Raw genomic sequence first — 12790 nt, forward strand, 5'->3', positions numbered from 1 at the left:
GGCACGGCACATCCCTTACTTCTCAGGGGTGATTGACAAACGCGAGAGGTCGCTCGCATTCTTGATCCAACGCGAGCGATGTCTCGTGTTTGCCAGTCTATGGCAATGGGCGACCCGTTTTCCGGGTCACGGTGAAGGGGACACCGCGTCATGTCCGTAGTCAAGAACGCAGCTCAGGGGGGTGGCTGGACCCGGTTCGTCACCGCCCGGCCACGGCTTTCGCTGCTGCTCGCGCTGCTCGTCACCGCGCTCGCCGTGTTCGCCGGCAGCGGGGCGGCGGACCGGATGGGCGCCGGCGGCTGGCAGGACCCGGCCGCCGAGTCCACGTACGCCACCGAGGCCCTGGAGCGGGAGTTCCCCGCCTCCCAGCCCAACCTGCTGCTCCTCCTCGACGCCGGCCCGCCGGGCGTGGACGAGCCCGCCGCGGCCGCCGCCGCGGACCGGCTGGCCCGCCGCCTGGCTGCCGAGCCGGGCGTCACCGGAGTCGGCTCGTACTGGCAGACCCGCTCGCCCGCCCTGCGCTCCGCCGACGGCCGCCAGGCTCTGATAGCCGCCCGGGTCACCGGGGACGAGAAGACGGCCTCCGAGACGCTCGGCCGGATCGCCCCGCACTACCGCGGCACCCACGGGCCGGTGGAGGTCTCCCTCGGCGGCCCGGTGGCCGTCCAGCGCGCCATGACCGCCACCGTCCAGGAGGACCTGGTCCGGGCCGAGCTGATCGCCCTGCCGATCACTCTGGTCCTGCTCGTCCTCGTCTTCGGCAGCGCCGTCGCCGCCCTGCTGCCGCTCGCCGTCGGCATCGTCGCCATCCTCGGCACCAACGCCGTGCTGCGCGGCCTCACCGAGGTCACCGACGTCTCCGTGTTCGCGATGAACCTCACCACCGCCCTCGGCCTCGGACTCGCCATCGACTACGCGCTGTTCATCGTCCGCCGGTTCCGGGAGGAACTCGCCGCCGGACACGACCCCCGGACCGCTGTCGCGACCACGCTGCGCACGGCCGGCCGCACCGTGCTGTTCTCCGCGCTGACGGTCGCCGTCTCGCTCTCCGCGATGCTCTTCTTCCCCCAGTACTTCCTGCGCTCCTTCGCCTACTCCGGCGTGGCCGTGGTGCTGCTCGCCGCGGCGGCCGCCCTGGTCCTGCTGCCGGCGGCGCTGGTCCTGCTGGGCGAGCGGGTCAACGCGCTGGACCTGCGCGAGCTGTGGCGGCGCAGGCGGGCCGGCCGGCCGGAGGCGGCCGTCACCGAGGGGGCGGGCTGGCTGCGGCTGTCCGCGCTGGTGATGCGCCGGGCCCCGGTGTTCGCCGTCGCCACCACCGCCGGCCTGCTGCTCCTCGGACTGCCCTTCCTGGACGTGCGGTTCGGCACCCCCGACGACCGGCAGCTGCCCCGCACCGCCGAGGCGCACGTCGTGCAGCAGCACATCCGCGACGGCTTCCCCGGCAGCCCCGACGGCGAACTCCGGATCCTCGCCGAAGGCCCCGCCACGCCCGCCCAGTTCGAGGAGTACCGCGGCCGGCTCACGGCCCTGCCGGGGGTGGCCCGGGTGGACGGCCCGGTGCGCTCCGGGGAGTACGCGGCCTTCTCCGTCCTGGCGAAGGGCGAAGCCGTGGGCCGGGACGCCCAGGCGCTCGTCGCAAAGGTGCGGAAGGTCGAGGCGCCGTTCGACACGGCGGTGACCGGGCGGGCGGCCGTGCTGGTCGACTCCAAGGACGCCATCGCGGCAGAGCTGCCCCGGGCGGCCGCCCTGATCGTGGGCGCCACCCTGCTGCTCGTCTTCCTGCTCACCGGCAGCCTGCTGGTCCCGCTCCAGGCGGTGCTGCTCAACGCCCTGAGCCTGACCGCGATGTTCGGCGCCGTGGTGTGGGTCTTCCAGGACGGCCACCTGTCCGGACTGCTCGGCTTCACCGCCACCGGCGACATCGAGACCACCCTCCCGGTCCTGATGTTCTGCATCGCCTTCGGGCTCTCCATGGACTACGGGGTGTTCCTCATATCCCGGATCAAGGAGGAGTTCGACCGGACCGGGGACCACGAGGAGGCGGTCCGGTCCGGACTCGGCCGGACCGGCGGGCTGATCACCGCCGCGGCCGTCATCCTCGCCGTGGTGATGGTGGCCATCGGCACCTCGCGGGTGACCAACACCAAGATGCTGGGCCTGGGGATCGCCCTGGCCGTCCTGATGGACGCGATGGTGGTGCGCAGCCTGCTGGTGCCGGCCGTGATGAAGCTGACCGGCCGCGCCACCTGGTGGGCTCCGGGGCCGCTGCGCCGGCTCCACGACCGCTTCGGGCTGAGCGAGGGGGAGTCCGCCCCCGCACCGGCCACGGCCGCCGGTCCGGCGGCCGTGGGGGAGGAGGCGGCGGAACCGGCGGCGGAAGCAGCCGGACCGGTTCCCGAGCGGGTGGGCTGAGCGGCCTCAGGCCTCGGCCTGCCGGCCCCGGTTGCCGGGCCGGCGGGCCACCCAGTCCCGGATCGTGTCGGCGAACCAGTACGGCTTCCCGGCCTCGACGTGGTCCGGGGCGGGGAGCAGGCCGTGCTTGCGGTACGAGCGCACGGTGTCCGGCTGGACCCGGATGTGCGCGGCGATCTCCTTGTACGACCACAGCTTTCGGTCGGTCATCTGCGGCACCTCCTCGTCCGCGCCGCAGGGGCGGCCGGGAGGCCGTCGGGGGGCCCGGGCGCGGACACTGGCGATCACTCGGTGATCACTCAGCCTCTGCCCCGGGAAACGAGACCTGCCGAACGCAGGGGAGCGGCTGTCGAGCTGCTGTGACCGAAAACCCGCGTAACGAGGACATGCGTGACAGGGGGGAGACGGCTGTGACGGAGGTGAAACGGGTCCGGCGGCCGCGGGCGCACCCGGCGGGGGAGCACCGCCGCCACCGGGCCGGGTCAGCGGTAGAGCGGCGGGCGCTCCGCCAGGTCCACCGCCGTGCGGGCGCCCGTGTGCAGGGCCGCGACCCCCGCCTCGCTGACGGCGGCGGCCGCGTAGCCGTCCCAGACGCTCGGGCCGGCCACCCGGCCCTGCCGGACGGCGTCCACCCACCGCCGGACCTGCCGGTCGTACGCGTCGGCGAAGCGCACGGTGTAGTCCTGGGCGATCGTGCCGCCCCAGCGGCCCCCGGACTGGACGACCATGGCGTGCCCGTCGCCGATGCGGGCGCTGCCGGAGGCGCACACCGCCTCGCACTGGACCTGGTAGCCGAAACCGCAGTTGACGAAGATCTCGACGTCGACGATCGCCCCGCCGGACGTCTCCAGCAGCACCAGCTGGGGGTCCCGCAGGCCCTCGGGAGCAGCCGGGGACGGGCGCGGGGAGAGCACCGTCACCGCGGTGATCTCCTGCCCCAGCAGCCAGCGGGCCGCGTCCACCTCGTGCACCACCGAGTCGTTGACGAGCATCTCGGAGGTGAAGAACGACGGCGAGGACGCGTTGCGGTGCCGGCAGTGCAGGAACAGCGGCCGGCCCAGCCCGCCGCCGTCGAGCAGCGCCTTCAACTGCTCGTACTCCGCGTCGTACCGCCGCATGAAGCCCACCTGAACCAGCTGGCGGCCGCGCCGCTGCTCGGCCTCCACCACCCGCAGCGCACCCGCCGCGTCCGGCGTCAGAGGCTTCTCGCACAGCACCGGCAGGTCCCGCGCGAAGCACTCCAGCAGGGCGGCCTCGTGGGCCGGCCCAGGGGAGGCGATCAGCACGGCGTCCACGCCCGGGGCGGCCAGCGCAGCGGCCGGATCCGTGTGGACGGTGCACCCCTCAAGGCCCGCCGCCGCCTCCTTGGCCCGGTCCCCGTCCGGGTCCGCGACGGCCGCGACCCGGGCCCCGCTGATCATCCGGTCGATGCGCCGGACGTGATCTGCCCCCATCCGGCCCGTGCCGAGCACCGCGATGCCGAGTGTGCCGCTCAAAACTCCCCCTCCGGTTGCCATACCGCTCCGCGGGCCATCCTGCCCGCCCCCACCTCCGCACGACAGATCCGCAGACGGACCGGAAGGCAGGTCCGCGAGCAGGACGGCGGGCAGGCCGGCGAGCAGGTCCGTGCGCCGGATCCGCCGGGCACCGCTACAGGCCGCAGGACCGCAGGTAGGTGCGGGTGCGGCGGGCGATCGGCAGCGGCCGGTCGGGCGGGCACGGGTACATGTCCTGCTCCACGATCGCGAACAGCTCGGTGCCCAGCGCCCGCGCCGCCGCCAGCACCGGCTCCAGGTCCGGCACCCCGCCCGGCGGCTCGCACATCACCCCGCGCGCCACCGCCGGACCGAACGGCACCCCGTCCGCGACCACCTCGGCGAGGATCCGCGGATCCACCTGCTTCAGGTGCAGGTAGCCCAGCCGCTCCCCGTACGTCTCGATCAGCTTCACGCTGTCGCCGCCGCAGTAGGCGTAGTGGCCCGTGTCCAGGCACAGCGACACCAGCTCCGGATCGGTGGCGTCCAGGAACCGGGCCACGTGCTCCGGGGTGTCGATGTGGGTGTCCGCATGCGGGTGCACCACGATCCGCAGCCCGTACCGGTCGCGGACCTCGCGGCCCAGCCGCTCGGTCTGCCGGGCCAGCAGGCGCCACTGCTCCGTCGTCAGCTCGCTGTCCTCCAGCACCGCACCGGTCTTGTCGTCCCGCCAGAACGACGGGATCACCACGAGGTGCCCGGCGCCCGTCGCCCGGGTCAGCCCGGCGATCCGCGACACGTGCTCCCAGGTCTGCTCCCAGACCGCCGGGCCGTGATGGAGTCCGGTGAACACCGTGCCCGCCGACACCTTCAGGCCGCGCCGGCCCGTCTCTTCGGCCAGTCGCACGGGATCGGTGGGCAGGTAGCCGTACGGGCCGAGCTCGATCCACTCGTACCCGGCCTCGGCCACCTCGTCGAGGAAGCGCTCCCAGCCGGTCTGCCGGGGATCCTCGGGGAACCACACCCCCCAGGAGTCCGGAGCCGAACCGAGCCGAATACGGGCTGACGCAGAAGGGGAGGAGGACGACATACGGCCACCTTGGGTCGGAAGACGCACGGACACTGGAGGACTGCTGTGACCACCGATCCGTTTGAACTGATCGCGATGGGGCGGATCGGTGTGGATCTCTACCCACTCAAGAGCGGAGTGCCGCTCGCCCAGGCCGAGACGTTCGGAAAGTTCCTCGGCGGCTCGCCCGCCAACGTCGCCGTGGCCGCCGCCCGGCTCGGCCGCCGCACCGCCCTCGTCACCCGCACCGGCGCCGACCCGTTCGGCAGCTACCTGCGCGAAGAACTCCTGAGGTTCGGCGTGGACGACCGCTGGGTCGGCGAGGTCGCCGCCTACCCGACCCCCGTCACCTTCTGCGAGATCTTCCCGCCCGACCGGTTCCCGCTCTACTTCTACCGCCTTCCCAAGGCCCCCGACCTGGAGATCCACCCCGAAGAGCTCGACCTCCCGGCCCTGTCCGCCGCCCGCATCCTGTGGGTCACCGGCACCGGACTCAGTGCCGAACCCAGCCGCTCCGCGACCCTCGCCGCCCTCGCCGCCCGCAACCGGGCCGGCACCACCGTGTTCGACCTCGACTGGCGGCCGACGCTCTGGGACGACGACCCCCACGAGCACTACCGCGCCGCCCTGCGCCTGGCCACCGTCGCCGTCGGCAACACCGAGGAGTGCGAGATCGCCACCGGCACCCGCGAGCCGCACGCCGCCGCCCGCGCCCTGCTCGCCGGCGGCGCCGAACTCGCCGTCGTCAAACGCGGCCCGGACGGCGTCCTCGCCGTGCACCGCGACGGCACCACCGCCGACGTGCCGGCCGTCCCCGTCGACACCGTCAACGGCCTCGGCGCCGGCGACGCCTTCGGCGGCGCCCTCTGCCACGGCCTGCTCGCCGGCTGGGAACTCGACCGCACCATCCGGTACGCCAACGCCGCCGGCGCCATCGTCGCCTCCCGGCTGGCCTGCTCCACCGCCATGCCCCACCCCGCCGAGGTCGAGGAGGTGCTGGACACGTGCCCGTGACCGCCGACCACCGCCTCGACCACACCCGCCTGCAGATCCTCACCCTCGCCCCCGGCGAGACGTACGACGGGGAGTGCGGCCCCGCCGAGTGGATCCTGCTGCCCCTCGCCGGCGCCTGCCGCACCACCGTCACCCCCGCCGGCGGCCCGCCGCAGCCCTTCGAACTCCACGGCCGCGAGAGCGTCTTCACCGCCCTCACCGACTTCGCCTACCTCCCGCGCGGCGCCGCGTTCCGCGTGGAGTCCCCGGCCGGCGGCCGGTTCGCCCTCGCCGGTGCGCCCTGCACCCGCGAACTCCCCGCCCGCCACGCCCCCGCCGCCGGCGTCCCCGTCGAACTCCGCGGCACCGGCACCTGCTCCCGGCAGGTCAACAACTTCGCCGCCGCCGACGTCTTCGACTGCGACCGCCTGATCGCCGTGGAAGTCCTCACCCCCGGCGGCAACTGGTCCTCGTACCCGCCGCACAAGCATGACGAGGACCACCCCGGCGAGGAGTCCCGGCTGGAGGAGATCTACTACTACGAGGTCGCCCCGCACGGCACCACTCCCGGCGTCGGCTACCAGCGCGTGACACCCTCCCCGCAGGGCAGGACGGATGTGCTCGCCGAAGTGCGCACCGGCGACGCCGTGCTGATCCCCGACGGCTGGCACGGACCGTCGATCGCCGCCCCCGGCCACACCCTGTACTACCTGAACGTGATGGCGGGTCCCGGCGCCACCCGCGAGTGGCTCATCCGCGACCACCCCGACCACGCCTGGATCCGCACCACCTGGCCCGACTCGCCCGCCGACCCCCGGCTCCCCCTCTACACCCATCCGGAGCCCGCCCATCCGGAGCCCGCCCATCCGGAGCCCGCCCATCCGGAGCCCGCCCACCGGCAGCCCGCCCACGGGGAGGACCCGCGATGACCGCCACCCGCCGCCTCACCACCGCCCAGGCCCTGATCGCGTTCCTCGCCGCCCAGTACACCGAGCGCGACGGCGAACGGCACCGGCTGATCGCCGCGACCTGGGGCATCTTCGGCCACGGCAACGTCGCCGGCATCGGCCAGGCCCTCCTGGAGACCGGCCCCGCCGCCATGCCGTACCTCCAGGGCCGCAACGAGCAGGCGATGGTGCACGCCGCGGTCGGGTACGCCCGCCGCCGCGGCCGGCTCTCCACCCACGCCGTCACCACCTCCATCGGCCCCGGCGCCACCAACCTCGTCACCGGAGCCGCCCTCGCCACCGTCAACCGGCTGCCGGTGCTCCTCCTCCCCGGCGACACCTTCGCGACCCGCCCCGCCGACCCCGTGCTCCAGCAGCTGGAGGTCCCGTACGCGGGCGACGTGTCCGTCAACGACACTCTGCGGCCCGTCTCCCGCTTCTTCGACCGCGTCTCCCGCCCCGAAGCCCTCGTCCCCGCCGCCCTCCAGGCGATGCGGGTCCTCACCGACCCCGTGCAGACCGGCGCCGTCACCCTCGCCCTGCCGCAGGACGTCCAGGCCGAGGCGTACGACTGGCCCGAGGAGTTCTTCGCCGACCGGGTGTGGACCGTCCGCCGGCCCCGCCCCGACCCGGCCGAACTGCACGCCGCAGCCGAAGCCGTACGGGCCGCCGAGCGCCCCCTGCTGATCGCCGGCGGCGGCATCCGGCACAGCGCCGCCGAACCCGCCCTCCGGGCGTTCGCCGAGGCCACCGGCATCCCGGTGGCCACCACCCAGTCCGGCAAGGGCGCCCTGCGGCACGACCACCCCGCCGAGGTCGGAGCCGTCGGCCACACCGGCACCGCCGCCGCCGACGACCTGGCCCGCGAGGCCGACCTCGTGATCGCCGCCGGGACCCGGCTCACCGACTTCACCACCGCCTCCGGCACCCTCTTCCAGGACCCCGGCGTCCGCTTCCTCGGGCTCAACCTCGATCCGTTCGACGCCCACAAGCAGGCCGCCCTGCCGCTGGTCGGCGACGCCCGCGCCACCCTCGACGCACTCCGCGTGGAACTCACCGGGCACCGCGTCCCCGCCCGCTACGAGCAGACGTACCGGGCCGCCAAGCGGTACTGGGACACCCTCGTCGCACAGGCCTGCCACGCCCCCGACGACACCGTCCGCCCCACCCAGGCCCAGGTGATCGGCGCCCTGGACGCGATCGCCGGGGACGAGGACGTGGTGGTCAATGCGGCCGGCTCGCTCCCCGGCGACCTGCACCGCATGTGGCGGGCCCGGTCCCCGCACCAGTACCACGTGGAGTACGGCTACTCCTGCATGGGCTACGAGATCCCCGCCGCCCTCGGCGTGGCCCTCGCCGACCCCGGCAGCCCGGTCTGGGCCCTCGTCGGCGACGGCTCGTACCTGATGAACCCGACCGAGCTCGTCACCGCCGTGCAGGAGCGGATCCCCCTCAAACTGGTGATCGTGGACAACCACGGCTACGCCTCCATCGGCGGCCTCTCCGAAGCCGTCGGCGGCGAACGCCTGGGCACCGGCTTCCGCTACCCCGAGCCCCCGCCTGGCTCCCCGGCCGTGGACCTCGCGGCCAACGCGGCCTCCCTCGGGATGGCCGTCATCCGCGCCCACACCGTCCGTGACCTGCGAGAAGCCCTCGCCGAGGCGCGGAGCGCAAACCGTCCCACATGTGTCTACGTGGAGACCGAAACGGCCGACACAGTGTCGGGCCCGCCCCCCGCACAGGCGTGGTGGGATGTTCCTGTGGCCGCGACCGCGACCCGCACGTCCGCGATCAAGGCCCGCGAAGAGTACGACCGGCAAGCCGCAGCGCGACGTCGCCATCTGTGAAGGAGTAGCAATGAAGACCGTCAACCACTGGATCGGTGGCAAGACCGTCGAGGGCGCGTCGGGCAACTTCGGCCCGGTCACCGACCCGGCCACCGGCGAGGTCACCACCCAGGTCGCGCTCGCGTCCACCGAGGAGGTCGACAACGCGGTACGCATCGCCCGCGAGGCGTTCCTCAGCTGGGGCCAGTCCTCCCTCGCCGCCCGCACCAAGGTCCTCTTCGCCTACCGCGCGCTGCTCGACGCCAACCGCGACGCGATCGCCGAGCTGATCGTCGCCGAGCACGGCAAGGTCCACTCGGACGCGCTGGGCGAGGTCGCCCGCGGCCTCGAGATCGTCGAGCTGGCCTGCGGCATCACCACCCAGCTCAAGGGCGAGCTGTCCACCTCGGTCTCCAACCGCGTGGACGTCTCCGCGATCCGCCAGCCGCTCGGCGTCGTCGCCGGCATCACGCCGTTCAACTTCCCCGCCATGGTGCCGATGTGGATGTTCCCGCTGGCCATCGCCTGCGGCAACACGTTCGTCCTCAAGCCCAGCGAGAAGGACCCGTCGGCCGCCGTCAAGCTGGCCGAGCTGGCCAAGGAGGCCGGGCTGCCCGACGGCGTGCTGAACGTCGTCCACGGTGACAAGATCGCCGTCGACGCGCTGCTCGCCCACCCGGACGTGGCCGCCGTCTCCTTCGTCGGCTCGACCCCGATCGCCCGCTACATCCACACCACCGCCTCCGCCAACGGCAAGCGCGTCCAGGCCCTCGGCGGCGCCAAGAACCACATGCTGGTGCTGCCCGACGCCGACCTCGACGCCGCCGCCGACGCGGCCGTCTCCGCCGCGTACGGCTCCGCCGGCGAGCGCTGCATGGCCATCTCCGCCGTCGTCGCCGTCGGCTCCATCGCCGACGAGCTGGTCCAGAAGATCCGCGAGCGCGCCGAGAAGATCAAGATCGGCCCGGGCAACGACCCGACCTCCGAGATGGGCCCGCTGATCACCAAGGCACACCGGGACAAGGTCGCCTCGTACGTCCACGGCGCGGCCGCCCAGGGCGCCGACGTGGTCCTCGACGGCACCGGCTACACGGTGGACGGCTTCGAGGACGGCCACTGGATCGGCCTCTCGCTGCTCGACAACGTGAAGACCGACTCCGACGCCTACCGCGACGAGATCTTCGGCCCGGTGCTGTGCGTGCTGCGCACCGAGACCTACGAGGAGGGCGTGGCCCTCATCAACGCCTCGCCGTTCGGCAACGGCACCGCGATCTTCACCCGTGACGGCGGCGCCGCCCGCCGCTTCCAGCTGGAGATCGAGGCCGGCATGGTCGGCGTCAACGTCCCGATCCCGGTGCCGGTGGGCTACCACTCCTTCGGTGGCTGGAAGGACTCGCTCTTCGGCGACCACCACATCTACGGGAACGACGGCATCCACTTCTACACCCGCGGCAAGGTCGTCACCACCCGCTGGCCCGACCCGTCCGAGGCCCCCGTCGGCGTCGACCTCGGCTTCCCGCGCAACCACTGACCGCCTGACGCCTGAGAGGCATCCCGAACACAGGACCCCCGGCCCACCCTCACCGGCCGGGGGTTCCTGCCGTCTCCGTCACGGTGTCAGCAGCGGCCAGACCTCGTCTTCGGCGGTGGGGCTCCAGAGCGGGTCCGCGTGGCCGAGGCCGGGGAGGACGGTGAACGTGACCCGGGGATTGCCCGCGGCGCGGATCAGCTCGGCGCCGCGCGGCTGGTCGCCGCGGCCCAGCTCCGTGTTGACCCACACCACCTGGGCCCGGACGCGCTCCCAGGCGATCCGGTACGTGCCCTCGTCCCCGGCCCACACCGCGGCCAGGTCCCGCATCAGCGCGGTCGGCACCAGCCCGCTGCCCAGCGCGGAGACCGCGGCGTGCCAGGCGGGCAGCGGGGTCCGGTCCAGGCGGAACACGTCCTCCGCCGCAACCGCCCCGAACGCGTACTCACCCGCGCTGTGCCCCCGTACGTAGATCCAGTTCGCGGGGCCCGGCAGCAGGGCGGTGCGGGTCAGGGCGAAGTGGGCCAGGCCCGCGTGCGTGAACCTGCTGGCCGGGTCCGCCGGACGGGGCACCGGCGAGGTCCCGTCCGGATCGGCGACCGCCCGGGCCACCAGCGGGGCCAGCCCCGGATCCGTCGCGTGGACGCCCTGCCGCAGCTGCGCCTGGAAGACGTCGCGGGTCTGCGCCGCCCGCGCGGCCAGGTCGCCGGTGTACGGGCCGGTGGTGTCGAGGACGGTCACCCGTCGCAGCCGCGGCGAGTCGTCCGCCGCCGCGGTGTCCAGCGCGAGCGCCGCTCCGGCCGAGTGCCCGAGGTACTGGTACGGCAGCCGCAGCACGGGGTCCAGCGTGCGCACCACCCGGCGCAGGTCGCGGCGGTGCGCGGCCAGCCCCCAGCCGGCGGTGACCTCGCCGGGCCCGGCCGCGTCCTCCCGCGGGGTCACCCCGATGACGAGGTGGCCGCGGCCGCGCAGGTGGTGGGCGAGGTTGTGGCCGGCCGGGGTGAAGTAGGCGGCGGAAAAGTTCAGCCCGCCGCCGGGCAGCACGTATACGAGGGAGCGCGGCAGCCGGGCGGTGTCCGCGACCACGTCCAGCGTGAGCGGCACGGGCCCGCCCCACGGCAGTGCGAACACGGCCCGGATCCACCCGTCCCCCCGCTCGACGGCCACGGGCGCGGTCCCCAGCGCCTCGGCCAGCCGCGGGACGATCACCCCCGGCCCGGTGGGCGGGAGCGTGCTCTCCCGGGCGTCCGGACGGCGCGGGGCGCTGCCCTCGCCCGTTCCGGTGGTCCCCGTCCGCGGTTCCCGGCCGGGTGTGTGCATGGTCATCGGCGCCTCCCCCTGCCCGGCGGCCGGACGGCCGCCGGGGGCACCACCCTTCCGGGTCAGTGCGCCTGCGCCAAGTCCCGTTCCGGCACGGCTTCGTCGTCCTCCGCGCGGCGGCGCCTGCGGCGTACCGCCCAGCCGGCCGCGGCGGCACCGCCGAGTACGGCGAGCAGGCCCAGCGCGAGCCAGGGCACCGCGAGCAGGGTCGCCGTACCGGTCTCGGACAGGTCCGGGTACGCGGTGGCGGTCGCGGTGACGCGCAGGGTGGCGCGGTCGAACTGCGGGGCGTCCGCCCAGGTTTCGGTGAGCTCGACGCGCTGTCCCGGCAGCAGGACCAGCCGCAGGTCGCGGGCCGGCCGGTGCAGCAGGCTGCGGCCGAAGAGGCCCTCGGCGCCCACCTTGACCTGCGGGCTGAGCACCACGTTCCCGTGGTTGACGAGCGTGTAGCGGACGGTGGCCCGGGCGTTGCGGGTCCACGGCAGCAGCGGGGCGTCCCGGCTGACCCGTACGTTCTCCACGCCGACGGCGGGGGTGAGCGGCCCGGGGACCCGCAGGTACAGGCGGGCGCCGACGGAGCGCCGGACGCCGACCTTGACCTGGCCGTCCTTCCTGACCCCCTCGACCTTGGTGTTGAGGGCGACGATGCCGCCGGCGTGGTCGCCGGGCGCGGCGTCCTCGGGCACCCGCACGGTGAACGGGATGTCCTTGCGGCCCTTCGGCGGTACGGTCACCGTGCCGCCCGTCACCTCCGGCGGCAGCGTCACCCAGGTGCCCGGCCCGCGCGGCCTGGTCTCCACGGGCAGCAGGGCGAACGCGCCGCCGACCGGGGTGTTGACGGCGTCGGTGGCGAAGACCTTGAACGTGATGGCCTCGGTGGAGGAGTTGACGAGGGTGACGCTGTCGCGGACGGCGGCCCCCGCCTCGCCCTGGTGGAAGAAGTAGGCCCGGTCGGTCACGGACTTGCCCGCGGCGGGCGTGGGGAACACCCCCCAGGTGCCGTTCTCCGCGGCCGCGGCGCCGGTCGGCGAGACCAGCCCCGCGAGCAGCGCCGGCAGCCCGAGGAGCAGGCCGGCGACGAGCCCCCGGAACGGGTGGCGGCGGGGAGCGGTGCGGGCGCCGGTGCGGGTGCGGATGCGCATGGCTCGTTCTCCAGACGACGGTCCGGGACGGGTGCGGGTGGTGGGGGGGCGGGGCCCCCCCCCCCCCCGGGGGTTGGC

10 protein-coding genes are annotated in these 12790 nt (G+C 74.3%); 5 read left to right on the forward strand and 5 right to left on the reverse strand.

Annotation, left to right across the window (positions count from 1 at the left end):
• Positions 1 to 150: 150 nt before the first annotated feature.
• Positions 151 to 2412, forward strand: a complete 2262-nt coding sequence (locus LG634_RS31295) for an MMPL family transporter (protein WP_226738788.1) — start codon at positions 151 to 153, stop codon at positions 2410 to 2412.
• Between the two features lie 6 nt (positions 2413 to 2418).
• Here the strand turns inward: LG634_RS31295 and LG634_RS31300 are convergent, their stop codons facing one another.
• From LG634_RS31300 to LG634_RS31310, 3 genes are all read right to left on the reverse strand, one after another.
• A complete protein-coding gene (locus tag LG634_RS31300) occupies positions 2419 to 2622 on the reverse strand; it encodes a helix-turn-helix transcriptional regulator (protein ID WP_226738790.1) in 204 nt (67 codons plus the stop codon).
• Between the two features lie 272 nt (positions 2623 to 2894).
• Entirely contained in the window at positions 2895 to 3908 is a 1014-nt protein-coding gene (locus tag LG634_RS31305; protein ID WP_226738792.1) for a Gfo/Idh/MocA family protein, read from the reverse strand.
• Positions 3909 to 4062: 154 nt separating this feature from the next.
• Complete coding sequence (locus tag LG634_RS31310; protein WP_226738794.1) at positions 4063 to 4977, reverse strand: sugar phosphate isomerase/epimerase family protein; 915 nt, start codon at positions 4975 to 4977, stop codon at positions 4063 to 4065.
• Between the two features lie 75 nt (positions 4978 to 5052).
• Between LG634_RS31310 and iolC the strand changes: the two genes are divergently transcribed.
• The 4 genes from iolC to LG634_RS31330 are packed head-to-tail and all read left to right on the forward strand — an operon-like array spanning position 5053 to position 10253.
• Positions 5053 to 5970 (forward strand): 5-dehydro-2-deoxygluconokinase, encoded by a 918-nt coding sequence (iolC, locus tag LG634_RS31315; RefSeq protein ID WP_226738809.1) that lies wholly within the window; start codon positions 5053 to 5055, stop codon positions 5968 to 5970.
• Positions 5961 to 6878 carry a 5-deoxy-glucuronate isomerase gene (gene iolB, locus LG634_RS31320; RefSeq protein WP_226738796.1) on the forward strand — a complete coding sequence of 306 codons (918 nt, stop codon included), beginning with the start codon at positions 5961 to 5963 and terminating at the stop codon, positions 6876 to 6878. The genes iolC and iolB overlap by 10 nt, the downstream gene beginning before the upstream one ends.
• A complete protein-coding gene (gene iolD / locus LG634_RS31325; RefSeq protein ID WP_226738799.1) occupies positions 6875 to 8743 on the forward strand; it encodes a 3D-(3,5/4)-trihydroxycyclohexane-1,2-dione acylhydrolase (decyclizing) in 1869 nt (622 codons plus the stop codon). The genes iolB and iolD overlap by 4 nt, the downstream gene beginning before the upstream one ends.
• A gap of 10 nt (positions 8744 to 8753) precedes the next feature.
• Positions 8754 to 10253, forward strand: a complete 1500-nt coding sequence (locus tag LG634_RS31330) for a CoA-acylating methylmalonate-semialdehyde dehydrogenase (RefSeq protein ID WP_226738801.1) — start codon at positions 8754 to 8756, stop codon at positions 10251 to 10253.
• Between the two features lie 78 nt (positions 10254 to 10331).
• On the opposite strand, the gene LG634_RS31335 is transcribed toward LG634_RS31330, so the two are convergent.
• Together LG634_RS31335 and LG634_RS31340 are read right to left on the reverse strand one after the other, a co-directional pair.
• Positions 10332 to 11576: a hypothetical protein gene (locus LG634_RS31335; protein ID WP_226738803.1), complete on the reverse strand. Its 1245-nt coding sequence runs from the start codon at positions 11574 to 11576 to the stop codon at positions 10332 to 10334.
• A gap of 56 nt (positions 11577 to 11632) precedes the next feature.
• Positions 11633 to 12712 (reverse strand): DUF916 domain-containing protein, encoded by a 1080-nt coding sequence (locus LG634_RS31340; RefSeq protein ID WP_226738805.1) that lies wholly within the window; start codon positions 12710 to 12712, stop codon positions 11633 to 11635.
• Positions 12713 to 12790 lie beyond the last annotated feature (78 nt).

The sequence above is a fragment of the Streptomyces bambusae genome (assembly GCF_020532645.1).
Lineage (GTDB): Bacteria > Actinomycetota > Actinomycetes > Streptomycetales > Streptomycetaceae > Streptomyces > Streptomyces bambusae.